21 protein-coding genes are annotated in these 17,239 nt (G+C 71.3%); 12 read left to right on the top strand and 9 right to left on the bottom strand.

Annotated elements, in window-relative coordinates:
• Window positions 1-2: 2 nt before the first annotated feature.
• The 4 genes from H030_RS36295 to H030_RS29135 are packed head-to-tail and all read right to left on the bottom strand — an operon-like array spanning window position 3 to window position 4,000.
• Window positions 3-881 carry an alpha/beta fold hydrolase gene (locus tag H030_RS36295; protein ID WP_051221666.1) on the bottom strand — a complete coding sequence of 293 codons (879 nt, stop codon included), beginning with the start codon at window positions 879-881 and terminating at the stop codon, window positions 3-5.
• Window positions 881-2,437 (bottom strand): MFS transporter, encoded by a 1,557-nt coding sequence (locus H030_RS29145; protein ID WP_051221664.1) that lies wholly within the window; start codon window positions 2,435-2,437, stop codon window positions 881-883. The genes H030_RS36295 and H030_RS29145 overlap by 1 nt, the downstream gene beginning before the upstream one ends.
• A gap of 13 nt (window positions 2,438-2,450) precedes the next feature.
• Complete coding sequence (locus tag H030_RS29140; protein ID WP_196808990.1) at window positions 2,451-3,098, bottom strand: GntR family transcriptional regulator; 648 nt, start codon at window positions 3,096-3,098, stop codon at window positions 2,451-2,453.
• A complete protein-coding gene (locus H030_RS29135; RefSeq protein WP_035125850.1) occupies window positions 3,095-4,000 on the bottom strand; it encodes a DMT family transporter in 906 nt (301 codons plus the stop codon). Before H030_RS29135 ends, H030_RS29140 begins: the two co-directional genes overlap by 4 nt.
• 89 nt (window positions 4,001-4,089) lie before the next feature.
• Between H030_RS29135 and H030_RS0104185 the strand changes: the two genes are divergently transcribed.
• On the top strand, window positions 4,090-5,082 hold the full coding sequence (locus tag H030_RS0104185) for a 3'-5' exoribonuclease YhaM family protein (RefSeq protein WP_027005206.1): 993 nt from the start codon (window positions 4,090-4,092) through the stop codon (window positions 5,080-5,082).
• Between the two features lie 57 nt (window positions 5,083-5,139).
• Here H030_RS0104185 and H030_RS0104180 read toward each other — a convergent pair whose 3' ends face one another.
• Both H030_RS0104180 and H030_RS0104175 read right to left on the bottom strand, forming a co-directional pair.
• The gene (locus H030_RS0104180) at window positions 5,140-5,382 is read right to left on the bottom strand and encodes a histidine kinase dimerization/phospho-acceptor domain-containing protein (RefSeq protein WP_027005205.1); all 243 of its coding nucleotides are present in this window, start codon (window positions 5,380-5,382) and stop codon (window positions 5,140-5,142) included.
• Complete coding sequence (locus H030_RS0104175) at window positions 5,379-6,020, bottom strand: response regulator (RefSeq protein ID WP_155891827.1); 642 nt, start codon at window positions 6,018-6,020, stop codon at window positions 5,379-5,381. The genes H030_RS0104180 and H030_RS0104175 overlap by 4 nt, the downstream gene beginning before the upstream one ends.
• A gap of 165 nt (window positions 6,021-6,185) precedes the next feature.
• Between H030_RS0104175 and H030_RS0104170 the strand changes: the two genes are divergently transcribed.
• The 5 genes from H030_RS0104170 (at window position 6,186) to rfbB (ending at window position 11,726) form a co-directional block, all read left to right on the top strand.
• Window positions 6,186-8,252, top strand: coding sequence for a helix-turn-helix transcriptional regulator (locus tag H030_RS0104170; RefSeq protein ID WP_027005203.1), 2,067 nt, complete (start codon window positions 6,186-6,188; stop codon window positions 8,250-8,252).
• Between the two features lie 73 nt (window positions 8,253-8,325).
• On the top strand, window positions 8,326-8,802 hold the full coding sequence (locus H030_RS0104165) for a pyridoxamine 5'-phosphate oxidase family protein (RefSeq protein WP_027005202.1): 477 nt from the start codon (window positions 8,326-8,328) through the stop codon (window positions 8,800-8,802).
• A gap of 3 nt (window positions 8,803-8,805) precedes the next feature.
• The gene (locus tag H030_RS0104160; protein ID WP_027005201.1) at window positions 8,806-9,882 is read left to right on the top strand and encodes a glucose-1-phosphate thymidylyltransferase; all 1,077 of its coding nucleotides are present in this window, start codon (window positions 8,806-8,808) and stop codon (window positions 9,880-9,882) included.
• Between the two features lie 3 nt (window positions 9,883-9,885).
• Window positions 9,886-10,731 (top strand): dTDP-4-dehydrorhamnose reductase, encoded by an 846-nt coding sequence (gene rfbD / locus H030_RS0104155; RefSeq protein ID WP_027005200.1) that lies wholly within the window; start codon window positions 9,886-9,888, stop codon window positions 10,729-10,731.
• A complete protein-coding gene (rfbB, locus tag H030_RS0104150) occupies window positions 10,728-11,726 on the top strand; it encodes a dTDP-glucose 4,6-dehydratase (RefSeq protein WP_027005199.1) in 999 nt (332 codons plus the stop codon). The genes rfbD and rfbB overlap by 4 nt, the downstream gene beginning before the upstream one ends.
• Here the strand turns inward: rfbB and H030_RS38825 are convergent.
• Both H030_RS38825 and H030_RS0104140 read right to left on the bottom strand, forming a co-directional pair.
• Window positions 11,705-11,881, bottom strand: coding sequence for a hypothetical protein (locus tag H030_RS38825; protein ID WP_155891826.1), 177 nt, complete (start codon window positions 11,879-11,881; stop codon window positions 11,705-11,707). The genes rfbB and H030_RS38825 overlap by 22 nt on opposite strands.
• Before the next feature lie 65 nt (window positions 11,882-11,946).
• Window positions 11,947-12,378 (bottom strand): DUF4878 domain-containing protein, encoded by a 432-nt coding sequence (locus H030_RS0104140; RefSeq protein ID WP_027005198.1) that lies wholly within the window; start codon window positions 12,376-12,378, stop codon window positions 11,947-11,949.
• Window positions 12,379-12,426: 48 nt separating this feature from the next.
• Here H030_RS0104140 and H030_RS36290 point away from each other — a divergent pair, with 48 nt between their 5' ends.
• The 5 genes from H030_RS36290 to H030_RS38820 all read left to right on the top strand — a co-directional run bounded on the left by H030_RS36290 (window position 12,427) and on the right by H030_RS38820 (window position 15,718).
• The gene (locus tag H030_RS36290) at window positions 12,427-13,080 is read left to right on the top strand and encodes a TetR/AcrR family transcriptional regulator (protein ID WP_051221660.1); all 654 of its coding nucleotides are present in this window, start codon (window positions 12,427-12,429) and stop codon (window positions 13,078-13,080) included.
• On the top strand, window positions 13,077-13,781 hold the full coding sequence (locus tag H030_RS0104130) for a uracil-DNA glycosylase (RefSeq protein WP_027005197.1): 705 nt from the start codon (window positions 13,077-13,079) through the stop codon (window positions 13,779-13,781). The genes H030_RS36290 and H030_RS0104130 overlap by 4 nt, the downstream gene beginning before the upstream one ends.
• Window positions 13,778-14,158 (top strand): hypothetical protein, encoded by a 381-nt coding sequence (locus tag H030_RS0104125; RefSeq protein ID WP_027005196.1) that lies wholly within the window; start codon window positions 13,778-13,780, stop codon window positions 14,156-14,158. The genes H030_RS0104130 and H030_RS0104125 overlap by 4 nt, the downstream gene beginning before the upstream one ends.
• 62 nt (window positions 14,159-14,220) lie before the next feature.
• Entirely contained in the window at window positions 14,221-15,495 is a 1,275-nt protein-coding gene (locus tag H030_RS0104120; protein WP_027005195.1) for a hypothetical protein, read from the top strand.
• A 46-nt stretch (window positions 15,496-15,541) separates the two neighbouring features.
• Window positions 15,542-15,718 (top strand): hypothetical protein, encoded by a 177-nt coding sequence (locus H030_RS38820; protein ID WP_155891825.1) that lies wholly within the window; start codon window positions 15,542-15,544, stop codon window positions 15,716-15,718.
• 37 nt (window positions 15,719-15,755) lie between these two features.
• Here H030_RS38820 and H030_RS0104110 read toward each other — a convergent pair whose 3' ends face one another.
• Window positions 15,756-16,520, bottom strand: a complete 765-nt coding sequence (locus tag H030_RS0104110) for an SDR family oxidoreductase (protein WP_035125844.1) — start codon at window positions 16,518-16,520, stop codon at window positions 15,756-15,758.
• Between the two features lie 102 nt (window positions 16,521-16,622).
• Between H030_RS0104110 and H030_RS0104105 the strand changes: the two genes are divergently transcribed.
• Window positions 16,623-17,186 (top strand): TetR/AcrR family transcriptional regulator, encoded by a 564-nt coding sequence (locus H030_RS0104105; protein ID WP_035125842.1) that lies wholly within the window; start codon window positions 16,623-16,625, stop codon window positions 17,184-17,186.
• The last annotated feature ends 53 nt before the right edge of the window (window positions 17,187-17,239 follow it).

Here is a 17,239-nt window from a genome sequence, read left to right as displayed (position 1 = left end):
GATCACGTGGACGCAGCAGTCTGCCGCATCGTGAAGTCCTCCAGCGCTGCGACGAAGCGCTCGGGGTCTTCGACCTGTGGGCAATGCCCCACGCCGTCGAGCAGGACGTACTCGGTCTCGGGCTGCGCGTCGATCACGTGGCGCGCCCCGGAGTGGGCGACCATCCGGTCCTTGTCGCCCCAGATCAGGAGGATCGGGACCTCGATCGCGTCGAGGTCGAAGCCCTCGACGTGCAGCTCGGGCAGCAGCCGCCGCCCGTTGGCGAGGACGTTGGCGACCGCCTCGCGCGTGCGCGTGTGGTTCGTGAACGACGAGACGACCTCGGCCGCCGCCGCGCGCGGCTTGGCGAACGCGAGCGCTCGGTAGGCCTCACCGACGACGGTCCGGACGAGCACCTCCGGGAGCGGGAGCGGCGCGGCGAGCAGCGCCCGGACGAACGGGTCGCGCTCGATGATCCCGAACCACCGCGGCATGTCGAGCCCGGCGGGCGCGACCGGCACGATCGCGCGCAGCGGGAGGTCCGGGTCCTCGGCGACCTTCAGCGCGATCGCGCCGCCGAGCGAGTTGCCGGCGACGATGACGTTGTCATCGCGATTGCCTTGGTCGTAGGCATAGGCGATGGTCGCGCGCGCGAACGCGCGGTACTGGTCGAGCACGCTGCCCGCGGGCTCCAGCGGGTCGGCGTGGCCGTAGCCCGGGAGGTCGACGGCGACCGCGCGGCGGCCGCGGCGCGCGAGCAGGTCCAGCGACCGGCGCCACGTGTCGGCGCTGTCGGCGAAGCCGTGCAGGAGCACGACCGGCGGGCCGTCGCCCTCCAGCTCCAGCGCGCGCGTCCGGACCCCGCCGAGCGCGAGGTCGTGCTCGACCAGCGGCTCGCGCATCAGGTCGCGGCGGGCTCCGGCTGCGGCTGCTCGCCGGCGGGCGCGTGCGCGCCCTGGGCGACGAAGTCGCCGCTGCGGACGAGCACCAGCGCGAGCACCGCGCCGACGAGCGCGATCGCGCCGCCGATGATGAGGATCTCGTTCAGCGACGCGGTCCAGCCGGTGACGAACGCGTCATGGAACGGCGCCGGCACGGCCCTGACGCTGCCCTGCGCGAGCACCTCGGCGGGCGGCAGCTGGGCGTGCGCGCCGCGCGGCAGCTCGTCGGTGACGTTGCCGACGATCGTCGACTGGAAGATCGCCCCGAGGCCCGCGATCCCGGTCGAGATGCCGACCTGGCGGAACGTGGAGTTCACGCCCGACGCCATCCCCGCGCGGCGCGGGTCGACGACGCCGACGGCGGTCGCCGCGAGCGCGGGGTTGGTCAGGCCGATCCCGGCGCCGCCGATCAGGAAGCCGGGCAGCAGCGCGGTCCACTTGGAGTCCGCGTCGAGGCCGGTCATCAGCAGCAGCCCGAGGCCGGCGAGACCAAGGCCTACACCCAGCAGAAGTCGTACGGGGACCCGACTGGTCAGGTTCCCGGAGAGGGCGGCGAAGAAGAAGCTGAGCACCGTGATCGGCAGGAAGCGCAGGCCGGCCTCCAGCGGGCTGAACGAGAGGATGTTCTGCATGAACAACGTCAAGTACAGGAACATGGCGAACATCGACGCCGACAGCGCGAACGCGGCGACGGACGCGCCCACGAACGTCGGGACCTTGAAGAGGTGCAGGTCCAACATGGGGCGCTTGGTCTTCGCCTCGATCGCGACGAAGGCGATCAGCAGGACGACGGCGCCGATCAGCAGCACGACGATCTGGGTCGAGCCCCAGCCCTTGGCGTTGCCGCGAACGAGCGCGAAGACGAGCGCGAACAGGCCGGCGGAGAAGGTGACCAGGCCGCCCCAGTCGATCGGGTCCGGGTTCGGCGAGCGGGACTCCCGGACCATCCGGACCGTGATCGCGATCGCGGCGATGCCGACCGGGAGGTTGACGTAGAAGATCGACTGCCAGGAGACGTGCTCGGTCAGGACGCCGCCGACGAGCGGGCCGACGGCGACGGCGGCGCCGGTCGTCGCGCCCCAGATGCCCAGCGCGGTCCCGCGCTCCCTGCCGGTGAAGGCGGAGGCCAGCAGCGCGAGCGAGGTCGCGAACATCGCGGCGCCGCCGACGCCCTGCAGGGCGCGGGCGAGGTTCAGGGCGGTGGGCGACTTGCTCAGCCCGCAGAGCAGCGACGCGATCGTGAAGAGGCCGAGGCCGATGATGAAGACGCGCTTGCGGCCGAGGCGGTCGGCGAGGCTGCCGGCGGTCAGGAGGAACGCGGCGAGCGTCAGCGCGTAGGCGTCGACGACCCACTGGAGGTCCTCGAAGGACGAGTGCAGGTCCTTCTGGATGTCGGGGAGCGCGACGTTCACGATCGTCACGTCCAGGAGCAGCATGAACGTGGCGATGCAGACGGCGAAGAGGGTCCACCAGCGGTGGGGATCCGGCTGCTGGTCGTGTTGCTGGGGAGCAGACATGTTCGCGAGTCAACTACCCGGCGGGCGGGTGCGCAAGCGCGCCGTCGATCAGGGCACCGGCGGAGGCGCGCAGGTGCTGGCGCAGGACGTCCGGGCCGTGCTGCTCCAGCTGGGCGATCAGCTCGGTGTGCTCCTGGGCCAGGCGCTCGAAGGTGTAGTGCGGGCGGACGAGCAGGAGGAAGAGCCGGGTCTGCGCGGTGAGCTGGTCGTGGACGGCCTCGATGCGCGGCGAGCGGGCCGCGCGGACGATCGCGGTGTGGAGGTCGGCGTGCGCTCGGCTGACGGTCGGCCACGAGGGTCGCGCGCGACTGCACGCGCGCGTGAGGACCTCGTTGGCCTCGTGGACGCTCGGCGGCAGGCGGTCGCCGTTCTTGGCCAGCGCGAGGTGGGCAGCTTCGGTCTCCAGCGCGGTCCGGAGCTCGTAGAGGGCGACGATCGCGTCAGTGTCCATCCCGGCGACGCGGGCGCCGCGGTTGGGGACGATCTCGACGAGGCCCTCGGTCTGGAGCTGCTTGAGCGCGGCGCGGACGGTGTGGCGGGCGACGGCGTGGCGCTCGGCGAGGTCGGCCTCGACCAGGCGCGCGCCCGCGCCGAGCTGGCCGTCGAGGATGCGCTCACGGATCTGGGCGGCGACGCGGTCGGCGGCCGGCTGAGGGCTCACGCCGGGCATTCTTGCGCAGTTGTTGGGGTGGTTGTTGCCGTGGCGAGGACGGCGAGGCCGCTGAGGACGACGACGATGCCGGCGATGGCGGCGGGTCCGGGGCGCTCGCTCAGGACCACGGCGCCGAGGATCGCGGCGGTCACGGGCTCGGCGAGCGTGAGCGTGGCCACCTCGTTCGCGGCGAGATGGCGGAGGCCGGAGGCGAACAAGATGTAGGCGATGGCCGTCGGGACCGCGCCGAGCCAGAGCGCCATCGCCGCGCCGCCGGGTGTCGCGAGCCACCCGACGTCGCCGAAGAGCAGGACCGGGCTCAGCAGGATCGCGCCGCCGCCGAAGAGCGTCGCCATGACGCCTTCGACTTGGTGTCCTTGGTCGAGCAGCCGCTTCGAGGCGAGCGTGAAGACCGCGTAGCTCGCGCCCGCGCCGACCGCGAGCAGGACGCCGACGGCGCTCACGTCTCCGCCGCCGCCGCTGAGGGCGAGCAGCGCGACGCCAACGCACGCGAGCGCGGTCGCGACGAACCAGCCGCGCTGCGGGACGACCCGATCGGTTGCCCAGCCGCCAAGCCCCGCGAGCGCCGGCGCCGACCCCAACGCGACCACGGTCCCGACCGCGACGCCCGTGTCCTTGACGGCCGCGAAGAAGCACAGCTGGTAGCCCGCGACCCCGACCGCACCAACAACGACGGGCGCGAGCGGCCACCGCGCGCCGCTCGCCACCGCGAGCCTCTGCCCTTCCCGGCGGCGGGTGGCGACTGCCTGGACGGCGAGCAGCAGGAGGGCGCCGATCGCGATGCGGACGGCGCCGACGGTCATCGCGGAGGTGCCGTCCGGTCCGAGTGCTTGCGCGGTTCCGGTGGTCCCGAAGCAGAGCGCGGCGAGGAGGACTTGCAGTCGAGCCACGCCCCGATTGTTCCACAATATGTGACGACTTCGCAACAACTTCGTGCAGACCGGCACAGTCCGTCCGCCCGTCGTGTCACCTTGCCGCCGTGCTCGTTCGCGACCTCCAGCACGGCTCCGAACTCGACCAGGTGCTCCTGGTCCGCGAGGCCGCGCGGCGTCCGCGCAACGATGGGAGCGAGTACCTCAAGTTGGTCCTCGGCGACCGCACGGGCGGGCTCCAGGCGATGGTCTGGGAGGACGTCCCGCAGGCGCTGGAGCTCTGCCGCGCGGGGTCGCCGGTGCACGTCGTCGGGCGCTTCGAGGTCCACCAGCGCTGGGGCGCGCAGCTCGCGATCCTGGCGCTCAGGCCCGCGGTCGACGGCACGTTCGACCCCAACGACCTGCAGGACGGCCCGCCGCGCGAGGTCGACCAGATGGAGGCCGAGTTCCGCGAGGTGCTCGGCACGATCCAGGACGCCAACCTGCTCCGGCTGTTGGACACCTTCTTCGGTGAGGGCTCCGAGACGTGGGCGCTCTACCGCATCGCGCCGGCGGCCAAGAAGTACCACCAGGCCTACCTGCACGGGCTCCTGGAGCACTGCCTCACGGTCGCCCAGGCGGTCCACGCGATCTCGCAGGTGTTCCCGGGGATCGACCACGACATCGCGGTCACCGGCGCGCTGCTGCACGACATCGGCAAGTTGGAGGCCTACACCTGCGACGCGCCGATCGACATGACCGACGACGGCCGCCTCCAGGGCGAGATCCCGCTCGGCTACTACCGCGTGCGCCGGATCATCGAGGACCTCCCGGGCTTCCCGCCCCACCTCGCCCAGTCGGTGTTGCACATCATCTTGAGCCACCACGGGACGCTCGAGCACGGCTCGCCCGTCGTGCCCTGCACCCGCGAGGCCACGTTGGTGCACATGATCGACAACCTCGGCGGCCGCCTCGGCTCCTTCGACCGCCTCGAGCGCTCGCTGGCCCCCGGCACCGTCTGGTCCTCCTTCGACCGAGCGATCGGCGGCGGCGCCTACTTCGGCACCTCCGGCGCTTCAGCCGCACCCATCACCGCGCACGATCGCCGCTCCGCGGCATAGGGCTCGGGCTCGGAACTAGGCGCGCTCGCGCTTGTCCGCGCGCCGACCGTCGCGCGGCTACAGCTCCGACGAGAGGCGGTCTTCGCGCTCTTCGTCGAGGATGTCCTTCATCTCGCGGCCGGCGGCGGCGATGCGGCCGAGGTACTCGGAGCGCCTCTCGTCGTCCAGTGAGGCCACGCCGCGTTCGAGCAGCTCCGCGAAGCCCTGCACGATCGTCAGCGGCGTGCGGAGGTCGTGGACCAGGCGCGCCAGGCGCTCGTGGGGGTCGGAGGGCCAGTCCTGGCCCGTGCCCGCCGTCATCGGTCGTCGCGGGAGGAGTCGAGGGCGATCTCGCCGCGCTCCAGTGCGATCGCGATCGCGTGCACCCGGTTGCGGGCCTGCAGCTTGCGGATCACGTTGCGGACATGGGTCCGGACCGTCTCGACCGACACGCTGATCTTGTCGCCGATCGCCTCGGCGGTCATGCCCTCGGCCATCAAGTGCATGATCTCGCGCTCGCGCGGCGACAGCTGCGGCACGTGCGCCGTGGCGCGCGGCGACAGCAGGATGCGATCCAGCCGCGGATCGACGTAGGACCCGCCGTTGGCGACGCGCTCGATCGCGGCCATCAGCTCGTCCATCGAGCCGGCCTTCAGCGCGTAACCGCGGGCGCCGGAATCGAGCCCGTCGTACAGCAGCTCGGCGTCGCTGTCGCCCGTGTAGAGGATCACGCCCAGCTCCGGGCGCCGCACCAGCAGCTCACGCGTGAGGTCGATCCCGGACCCGTCCGGAAGCTGGATGTCGACGATCGCGACGTCCGGCTCGGCGTGCTCGACGAGATCCACCCCGGCCGCCACGTTGCCCGCCGCGCCCACCACTTCCAACCCGCCGTGCTGCAGCAGGGCGACCAGCCCTTCGCGCAGGGCCTCGTGGTCATCAACGATGACGAGCTTGGTCATGTCGGCCGAACCGTACACGGCGTCCCCTTCGTATGACACCTCTTCGACCGTACGACACGTGTGCACGGCAACTGTTGCGACTGTGCCGAATCTCCGGAAAGAGCGCGCGGAGTTCTGCAACGAACGGCCCGCAGCGCTCCCCGGGGCCGTATCGTCGTCGCTTACATGGCGAAGGACACCGAGAAGCTGATCCGCCAGCTTTCGCTCATCTCGTACCTGATGGCGGAGCGGCGCCCCGTCACCGCGCTGGAGATCCGGCGTGACGTCGAGGGCTACTCGGGGATGAACGAGGACGCGTTCGCGCGCCGCTTCTACGCCGACCGCGCCGAGCTGGAGTCGCTCGGCATCCAGCTGACGGTCGAGAAGCCGGCCGACGGCGTCGCCGAGCAGGAGAACTACAGCCTCCGCCCGGAGAACTTCCACCTCCCCGCCATCGCGTTCACCGACGACGAGCTCGCGTCGCTGCAGTTCGCGCTCCAGCTCCTGGACGGCGAGTTCGCCTACGCCGAGCCGCTGCGGCTCGCGCTCCAGCAGATCTCGTGGGGCCGCCCGTCGCCGCTCAACGCGCCCGACCAGGGCTCGATCGCCCTCGGCGTCACGGCATCCGCCGGCGGCCACGACCTCTCCCAGCGCCTGGCGAAGATCGAGACCGCGATCTTCCGCAACAAGACCATCACCTTCGACTACTACACGATGGAGCGCGACGCGGTCGAGGCGCGCAAGGTCGACCCGTACCACCTGCTCTTCCAGGCCGGCCAGTTCTACCTCCTCGGCCGCTCCCACGAGCGCGACGCGATCCGCGTCTTCCGCCTCTCCCGCATCCGCGGCAAGGTCGCCTACGCGACCAAGGCCGAGCACGACTTCAAGCGCCCCACCGACTTCGACCCGCGCGCCTACGCGCTGCGCGCCGACTGGCAGTTCGGCGACCCGCTCGGCCAGGCCGAGATCTACATCTCGGACCGGATCGCGTGGCAGGTCGAGCGCCACTTCGGCCGCTACGGCGACGTCCGCCCCGCCGACGACGGCACCGACGCCATCATCTTCTCGACCTACTACGCGAGCGTCCGTCAGCTCGCCGCCTGGGCGCTGCGCTTCGGCGAGCGCGCCCGGATCCTCGGCCCGGACGAGCTCGTCGCCGAGGTCAACCAGCGCGTCGAGCGCCTCCACGACCTCCACGCCGGCGACACACTCGAGAACCTCGCAGCCGTCGTCCCGCCGTCGGAGACCGCCGAGGCCGCGGAGGACGTCATCGCCTCGCCCAAGCGCGAGACCGCGATCCGCCCGGAGCGCTTCGCGCGCCTCGTCACGCTCGCGTCGATCCTGATCCAGGCCGGCCGCGCCAACGAGCTGCTCGCGCTGCACACCGTCATCGACGCGCTCCAGGTCTCCGAGGCGGAGCTGCGCGAGGACGTCAACGTCCTGAACGTCGTCAACTTCGGCGGCGGCTCCTACGTCCTCTACGCCGAGATCCGCGACGACGGCATGATCGAGGTCGACCCCGAGCCCTACAGCGACAACTTCGCCCGCCCGGCGCGCCTGCTGCCGGTCGAGGCCAAGGCGCTGATCGCCGCGATCGACCTGATCGGCGACCACCTCCCCGAGGGCGCGCTGAACTCGGCGCGCGACAAGATCGTCGCCGCGCTCGGCTCCGACCCGATGGAGCAGGGCCTGCAGGTCGCCTCCGGCACCGGCGACGACTCGAAGATCGCCCGCGTCGTCTCCAACGCGATCGCGGAGTCCAAGCTCGTGCGCCTGGAGTACTACAAGGCCAACGAGGACGTCTTCAGCACCCGCGAGATCGAGCCCTACGCCTTGATCAATGGCCGCGAGGGCTGGTACGTCGCGTCGTTCGACCCCGAGCGCGAGGACGTCCGCCACTTCCGGCTGGACCGCGTCAAGACCGCCGAGATCCTCGACCAGACCTTCACGCCGCGCCCCGAGGTCGACCCGGCCGCCGACGTCGATGGCTGGCCCCGCACCGGCGAGGTCGAGGCGTCGCGCGTCGCGCGCGTCTGGATCTCCCCGGACCGCGCGCGCTGGTCGCGCGAGCAGCGCCGCGTCGCCCAGGAGCTGGCCGACGGCAGCGTGATCGTCGAGCTGCCCTACAAGGGCACCGACTGGCTCGTGCGCGAAGTGCTCGCCGAGGCCGGCGACGCCGCCGTCGTCGCGCCGCCCGAGGCGCGCGCCGCGGTCCGCGAAGCGGTCGACAAGCTGCTGCCCGCGGTCCGCTGATCGCCCCGCGCGGCACCAGCGCCATACGACCGTCTAGGCCCGAACGAGCCAGGCTCGTTAGCCTCCTGCGCCGGTGAGCAGCCGTCGCAGCAAGATCACGATGGACGACGCGGAGGTCCTCGCGTTCCTCGACGAGGAGCGCGTCATGACCTGCGCCACGTTCGGCCCGAACGGGTTCCCGCACCTGATGCCGCTCTGGTACGTGGTGCGCGACGGGCGCCTGTGGGCGTGGACGTTCGCGAAGTCCCAGAAGACCAGGAACCTCGAGCGCGACCCGCGGGCGACCGTGCAGGTCGAGGCAGGGCGCGACCAGTATCACCTGCTCCGCGGGGTGATGCTGGAGACCGAGGTGACGATCCACCGCGACACCGACCTCGTCACGCAGCTCGGCCTCGACATCTTCGGCCGCTACGGCGGCGACCCGTCCGGCGACGTCTCCGACGACGTCCGCAACATGGTCCGCTCCCAGGCCGTTAAGCGCGTGGGGTTCGAGTTCGTCGAGCGCCGCCGCGCCACCTGGGACCACCGCAAGCTGGGGAACGTCTACTAACTCATGAAGCCGCTCAAGGGTCTGATCCTGTCAGGGGGCAAGGGCACGCGCCTGCGCCCGATCACCCACACCTCCGCCAAGCAGCTCGTGCCGGTCGCCAACCGGCCGGTGCTCTTCTACGGCATCGACGCGATGGCCCAGGCCGGGATCTCCGAGATCGGGATCATCATCGCGCCCGAGACCGGTGAGGAGATCAAGGAGGTCGCCGGCGACGGCTCGCAGTTCGGCGTCAAGATCACCTACATCTTGCAGGACGAGCCCGCGGGCCTGGCCCACGCGGTCCTGACCGCCGAGCCGTTCCTGGGCGACTCGCCGTTCGTCATGTACCTGGGCGACAACCTGCTGCAGGGCGGGATCGACGACCTCGTCGCGAAGTTCAAGCAGGGCGAGCCGGACGCGCTGATCCTCCTGACGCCGGTCCCGGACCCCGAGCACTTCGGCGTCGCCGAGCTGGACGGCGAGCGCGTCGTCGCGCTGGCCGAGAAGCCGCCGGAGCCCAAGACGAACCTCGCGCTCGTCGGCGTCTACATGTTCATGCCCTTGATCCACGACGCGGCGCGGGCGATCGAGCCCAGCCCGCGCGGGGAGCTGGAGATCACCGACGCGATCCAGTACCTGGTGGACAACGACAAGCGCGTGGAGCCCCACATCGTCCAGGGCTGGTGGAAGGACACCGGCCGGTTGGACGACATGTTGGAGGCCAACCGCCTGATCCTCGACCGCATGGAGTCGCGGGTCGAAGGCTCCCTGGACTCCGAGTCGGCGGTCGAGGGCCGCGTGGTCATCGAGGGGGGCGCGACGCTGACGCGCGCCACCGTCCGCGGCCCGGCGATCATCGGCAAGGGCGCGACGCTGACCGACTGCTACATCGGGCCGTACACCGCGATCGGCGAGGACTGCGCGGTCGAGCGCGCCGAGGTCGAGCACTCGATCCTGCTGGCGGGCTCGTCCGTGCGCGGCCTGGACGGGCGCATGGAGGCGTCGCTGCTGGGGCGCAACGTGCACATCGCGCGCAGCGTCGGGCAGCCCAAGGCCTACAGGTTCATGGTGGGCGACAACTCCGACATCGGGATCCTGTAGGCCTTGCGGATCCTGGTGACAGGCGCGGCCGGGATGCTCGGCCACCGGGTCGTCGAAGATGCCCGCGCGCGCGGGTGGGACGCCGTCGGCGTCGACCTGCCCGACGGCGACCTCACCGACGCCGAGGTCGCGATCGACCTGATCGCCGGCGAGTCGCCCGACGCGGTCATCCACTGCGCGGCCTACACGGCGGTCGACAAGGCCGAGGACGACGAGGACGCCGCGCTGCGCGTCAACGCCGACGCGTCGGCCAACGTCGCGGCGGGCGCCGCCACGGTCGGCGCGCGGATCGTCGCGGTCTCGACCGACTACGTGTTCGACGGCACCCTGCGCGGGCGCCCGTACGTCGAGAGCGACCCGACCGGCCCGCTCGGCGCCTACGGGCGCACGAAGCTCGCGGGCGAGGTCGCCGTGATCGGCCACAACGACAACCACGCGATCGCCCGCACCGCGTGGCTGTTCGGCGTCGGCGGCCCGAACTTCGTCAACACCATGTTGGCCGCGGCCGAGACGCGCGACGAGGTCGCGGTCGTCACCGACCAGACCGGCTCGCCGACGTTCGCCGGCCACCTGTCCCCCGCGCTGCTGGACCTGGCGGCGCTGGACGTGACCGGGATCTTCCACACTGCGGGCGGCGGCCAGTGCACCTGGCACGACCTGACCGTCGAGGCCTACAAGTTGGCGGGGGTCACGATCCCGGTCAACGAGACCGACTCGACCGCCTTCGTGCGCCCCGCCCCGCGACCGGGCTGGAGCGTCCTGGCCTCCGAGCGCGACGAGACCCCGCGGCTGCCGCCGTGGCAGGACGGCGTCGCCCAGTACTTGACCGAGAGAGGAAACGCATCGTGAAGCTGCTCGTCTGCGGTGGGGCCGGGTTCATCGGCTCGAACTTCGTCCGCCAGCGCGTCAACGACTTCGACGACCAAGTTGTCGTCCTCGACGCCCTGACCTACGCCGGGCGCCCGGAGAACCTGCAGGACCTCGGCGACGCGGTCACGCTCGTGCACGGCGCGATCCAGGACCCCGAGAAGGTCGCCGAGGCGATCGGCGACGGCGTCGACGCGATCGTCAACTTCGCGGCCGAGACGCACGTCGACCGGTCGATCTCCGGCCCCGACGCGTTCGTCGAGACCAACGTCCGGGGTTCGCTCGTCCTGCTCGAAGCGGCGCGCGAGCGCGGCGTCAGGCGCTACGTGCAGATCTCGACCGACGAGGTGTACGGGTCGATCGAGGTCGGCTCGTTCACGGAGGAGTCGCCGATCGTCCCGTCGTCGCCGTACAGCGCGTCGAAGGCCGGCGGCGACCTGCTCGTGCAGTCCTACTTCCACACCTACGGGCTGGAGACCGTGATCGCCCGCGGCTCCAACAACTACGGGCCCTACCAGTACCCCGAGAAGCTGATCCCGTTGATGGTGCTCAACGCGCTGCACGACGACAGGCTGCCGGTCTACGGCGACGGGCTCAACGTGCGCAACTGGCTCTACGTGGAGGACTTCGGCCGCGGGATCTCGCACATCCTGACCCACGGCGCACCGGGCGAGGTCTACAACGTCGGCGGCCCGGACGAGTCCACCAACATCGAGGTGGTCAAGGGCATCCTGCAGCACACGGGCAAGGACGAGTCCTTGATCGAGTACGTCACCGACCGCCCCGGCCACGACCGCCGCTACTCGCTGGGCTCCGAGAAGTCCCGCGCGCTGGGCTGGTCGGCGCAGGTGCGCTTCGAGCAGGGCCTGGAGAAGACCGTCGCGTGGTACCGCGACAACGCCTGGTGGTGGGAGCCGATCCGCTCAGGCGAGTTCCGCGAGTACTACGAGCGCCACTACGGCCGCTCGCTGGGCTGAGCCCCGCCCTCGCCCTCTGCGGCGGGATCCCGCGGCGCCGGCTTCGTGTCCGGCGTCGCACCCGGGTCCAGCACCTGGTCGACGAACGCATCCACGTCCAGGATCCGGTCCTTCGTGTGGTTCCGCAACGCGCTGAGGGGGAGGTCGAGCGGCATGCTTCCGAGGCTACCCGGCTTGCCCAAATGGCAGCAAGCGCGGTCTTCTGGCGGGCCGCCCGCCGCTAGGACGCCGAGCCGAGCTCGGAGATCTTCCAGGCGTTGCCGACCTTGACGAGCGTCAGCGTGTCGGTCCGGTCGTCGTTCTTGCCGACGTCGGACGTGACCGTCGCGGTGGCGTTGGTGCCGTCGATCGCGACCTTCTTGACGGTCAGCTCGTAGCTGTCGACGTCCCTGAGCGCGGTCTTCAGCGCCGGCTCGCAGCCGCCCTTCTGGGCGGCCTTGATCTTCGTCAGCAGCGCGGGCGCCAGGAGGTCGGTGCAGATCTTGGTCTCGTCGCCCTTCCTGGACGCCGACTGCAGGTCCTCGACGGCTTGGGCCACCGCCTTCTGGTCGCCCTTGAAGTCCGAGGCGGAGTCCTTGTCGGTGCTGCCGCAGGCGCTCAGCGTCAGGGCGCTCGCGCACAGCAGCGCGGCAATTCGGGTGGTCGCGGCCATCGTGCTGGAGCCTACCTCCTGGCCTGCCGCCTAGGATCTAGCGACGCAATGGCCGACTCCGACGCCCCACGCACCGTCCCCACCGTCGTTCCCCGCGGTCGCCACGCCCCGCCGCTGGAGGTCCGCCTGACCGTCCAGCGCCGCCGCCTGTTCGAGGCCGCGGCCACGGTCTTCGCCAAGCGCGGCTTCGCCGATGCGACCGCCGAGGCGATCTCGCGCGAGGCCGGGATGTCGAAGGCGACGTTCTACGAGCACTTCGCGAACAAGGAGGAGGCGATCCTCGCGCTGTTCGACGAGGCCGCCACCGAGTGCATGCGCCAGATGGCGCTCGCCGCTGACGAGACGTTCGACAACTACCCGGAGCACCTCGCCGCGGGCACGCGCGCGTTCCTGCGCACGCTCGCCGACTGGCCGGACGCGGCGCAGACGCTGCTGGTCGAGATCATCGGCGCGGGCCCGCGCGCGACCGAGCGGCGCGACGCGATCCTGGAGGCGTTCGCCGACGCGATCTACCACGACAACGAGGTGACCGCGCCGAAGTACGGCGCGCCGCGCTTCGCCTCGCGCGACGACGCGTTCGCGTGCGTCGGCGCGATCGTCGAGCTCGCCTCGCGCCAGCTGCGCACCAGCAAGCCCGCGGACATCCGGGAGCTGGAGCCCGTGATCGACCGGCTGATGTTGGGCATCTTGCAGCAGGGATGAGCGACCCGGGCCTCGCCGCGCTGGAGGCGGACATCACGCAGTGCCGGCGCTGCCCGCGGCTGGTCGAGTGGCGCGAGCAGGTCGCGCGCGAGAAGAGGGCGTCGTTCCAGGACGACGTGTACTGGGGCCGCCCGATCCCGGGGTTCGGGGACCCGCGCGCGCGGGTGCTGATCCTGGGGCTCGCGCCCGCCGCGCACGGGGCGAACCGGACGGGGCGCATCTTCACGGGCGATCGCAGCGGCGACTTCCTGTTCGCGTCGCTGCACCGGACGGGGTTCGCGAACCAGCCAACGTCCGTTGCGCTGGGCGACGGGCTGGCGCTGACCGACGCGTGGATCACCGCGGGCGTGCGCTGCGCGCCGCCGGCCAACAAACCGACGCCGCTGGAGCGCGACACGTGCCTGCCGTGGACGGTGGCGGAGCTGGAGCACGTGAGCGCCGTGCGCGTTGTCGTCTGCCTTGGCGCGTTCGCGTGGGATGCGGCCCTGCGGCTGCGGATCGCGTTGGGCCACGCGCCGCCGCGGCCGAAGCCGAAGTTCGGGCACGGCGCGCTCTGGTACGACGACGACCTCGAGGATCCGGGCTGGGCGCTGCTCGGGACCTACCACCCGTCGCAGCAGAACACGTTCACGGGCGTACTGACCGAGGCGATGATGGACGACGTGTTCACGACGGCGCGCGAAGTCGCCGGCCTGTCGTGATCGTCCCCCAGACCGAGCTGGCCGGCGTGCACCTGCTGATGAGCCGCGCGGGCGTGCAGCACGTCCTGGGCGCGCCGCGCTCGCTGCGGGTCATCGGCGACGCCCGGCGCATGGACTACGGCAGGACCAAGGTGTACTTGTCGCTCACCGAGGACGGGACCGCCTTCCGCGTGACGACGACCGACAGGCGCCAGAAGACGGCGACCGGCGTCCGCGTGGGGTCGTCGGCCGCCGCCGTCCGGCGCGGCGTGCCGGGGGTGCGCTGCAGCGCGTCGGCCTGCGTCGTGGGGACCGCGCGCGCCGGGCGGCGGGTGACGACGTTCACGCTGCGCTCCGGCCGCGTGGCACGCGTCACCCTGGGCTTCTACGGCGCCTAGCGCCGACCGATCGCAGCCGCGACCGTCTCCATGACATCCGGCGCGCGCCATACCGTTGCCGCGTGTCGGAGTCCCTGCTCAGCGATGGCGAGTACATCACCGCCGCCACCGTCGCGTCGCTGCTGGCCGACATGCGGACCTGGGTTCACCGACGAGTGGAACAGGCGGAGATCTTGGACGACGTCTCGGTCCGACGGCGGGTGAGCATCGATCTCACCGTCCCGAGGTCCATCGACGACATCGACGTCGCCGAGGGGCTGTGTGTCGGCGACGACAGCTTCGTGCCACTGACCTTCCTGAAGAAGGAGCGACTTCGCGCGTTCGATCTGCGCGCGGCCGACGGCATGCCGGTGCCGATGTTGTCACGTCGCGACAACGGCGCGCTGGCGACGAACGTCCTGATCTCGCAGGCCGAGGCGATCCTCCAGACGAGGCTGCCTGTTGAGATGCGCGAGCCGCTTCATGTCGTCGCCGAAGGCCCGGAACCTCATGCGCGCGCAGCGTTCGCCGCGTGGAGCAGGCACGCTGAGGACAGCCGCAACCCGGACCAAGCAGCGTGGAGCGAGCTCGTCAACCGGCAAGGGTTCCTCGAGCTCGGCGAAGCGCTCGTCGCGGACTTCGTCGTCTGCGCCGTGGCCGACCCCGCGCCTGGCAAGCGGCAGATCTTCAAGCTCTCCTACGAAGAGCCGTTCGGTGAGGACACCCGCCACTTCCTCGCCTGGCGCTGGAAGGTCCTGTCGATCGAGGCACCGCAGGCGAAGCTGGCCGACAGCTACCACCTCGAAGTCATGGCTCCCACGGACATGCAGCTGGACGCCGCGTGGCTCACGTTCGACGGCCCGGAGCCGTCGCTCGCCGATGCGCGGGGTGACTTCGACTTCCCGAAGAGCAGCCGCTCGCACCTCTATGTGTCCCAGGTTCCACGAGATCTGACGGCCAAGGCCTACCTGTACCTGCGCATGCGCGCCCAGGGCAACCTGCGCGCGGCGGTGTTCGCCAGCGCCTTGTGCACCACGTTGCTGTGGTTGCTGTACGCCGTCCTCGACACCGCAAGCGATCCACAACACAACCAGATCACCGCCGGTGTCCTACTGCTCGGTCCTACGCTGCTCACCGCGGCCGTCGTCCGGCCGGGTGAGCATCGGCTGCTGACCAACATGTTCTTCTGGGTCCGAGCGCTCGCGGTCCTGTCGCTCGGTTGCTGCCTCGCCGCTGCATCGTCGCTGGCCGGTGTCGGGGGCAGCGGCGGGGACGTCGTCTGGCTGGGCTCGGCGATCGTCAGCTCAGTGGCCACCGCCGGCCTGTTCGGTGCGCTCATGTCACCCCAACGCTTGTGACCGGCCAGATGACATCGACCACCAGACGAGCTAGATTGGAGTCGTGATGAACCGGGACACCACCAAGCGGGAAACCGAGGTCCGGTCTCGCAGTGTGCGGAACGCCGTTCAGATCCGGTCGGCCGAGGGCCAGGGCGTCGGCCGCACGATCAGCGGGGCCGAAGACGCGCGCCGCCTGGCGCGCGAGGCGGCCAGCCGCGCGGCGCGCTTGAAGCGCGCTTGAGCCGCGCGAGCGCACCACGCAGAGGCTTCTACGGCGCCTAGAGCGTCGCGCCGCCGGTTGCGTCGAGCAGCTGGCCGGTCACGAAGCGCGCGTCGTCGGAGGCGGTGAAGGCGACGACGCCCGCGACGTCCTCGGGCTCGCCGAGGCGGCCGAAGGGCGACATCGCCGCGGCGCCGGCGCGGGCCTCGTCGTTGTCGCGCAGCCAGCCGGCGTTCATGTCGGTGTCGACGATCCCGGGCATGACGACGTTGACGGTGATCCCGCGCGGCGCAAGCTCCCTGGCCAAGGACATGGTCATGACGTCGATCGCGGCCTTCGTCATCGAGTAGGTGAGGATGTTGGGCATCGCGGTCTTCGTCGCGCCGGTGCCGATCGTGATGATCCGGCCGCCGCTCGTCATCCGCCGCGCGGCCTGCTGGGTGATGAAGAACGGCGCGCGGGTGTTGACGGCGAACAGCTCGTCGTAGGTCTCGGGCGTCGTGTCGTCGAGCCCGACGTGCGGCGCGATCGCGGCGTTGTTGACCAAGATGTCCAACTTGCTCGTGCCGGTCCGCTGCTCCAGCGCGGCGTCGAGCTGGGCGAAGAGCCCGTCGACGTCGCCCGCGACGCCGAGCGGCTGGCCGAGGGCGAACGCGCTCCCGCCGGCCTTCGTGATCTCCGCGACGACGGCGTCGGCCGCGTCGCGGCGCGCGCCGTAGTGCACGGCGACCAGCGCGCCCTCCTGCGCGAGCCGCGTCGCGATGACACGGCCGATGCCTCGCGACGCTCCGGTGACCAGCGCGACCTTGCCTTCCAGCTTCATGATGATGTCCTTGCCTCTCAGTTGTTTATCGATCGATACAGAACTGCGATGACGCGCACCGTAGCAGGTTCTTGAACGAGCGCTATAGAATTGAAGTCAGCCATGGCCCGCCCCCGCTCCTTCGACCGCGACGCCGCCCTCGACCAGGCCGTCGAGGCCTTCTGGGCCAACGGCTACGAGCGCACGTCGATCGCCGACCTGACCAAGGCCATGGGGATCGCCGCGCCGTCGCTCTACGCCGCGTTCGGCGACAAGGAGCAGCTGTTCGACGAGGCCGTCGCGCGCTACCAGGCCGCCGGCGGCGGCGGTGTCGTCCCGCCGCTGCTGGCCCCCGGCGGGACCGCGCGCGAGGCGGTCGCGGCGATGCTCGACGCGGCCGCGTCCGACTACACGCACCGCGACCGGCCGCGCGGCTGCTTCGTGCACTCCGAGCCGCGGCTGGGCGAGCAGCGCCAGCGCGCCGCAGCGCGGCTGCGCACCCGGATCGCGCGCGGCGTCAAGGACGGCGACCTGCCCAAGGGCACCGACGTGACCGGGCTGACCGCGTTCTACGACGCGGTCATCAGCGGCATGTCGGCGCGCGCCCGCGACGGCGCGAGCGCGGCGCAGCTGCGGGCGATCGCGGCGACCGCGATGCGGGCCTGGCCCGCCGCGGACCGAAGCTGACCGCAAGGCTGATCGACCGCACGGCGGCGCGACGTACCCTGATGTGTCCGCTC

Source organism: Conexibacter woesei Iso977N, assembly GCF_000424625.1.
Lineage (GTDB): Bacteria > Actinomycetota > Thermoleophilia > Solirubrobacterales > Solirubrobacteraceae > Baekduia > Baekduia woesei_A.
Note: the sequence above shows the minus strand (reverse complement) of the source record. Positions and strands in the feature narration are given on the sequence as shown.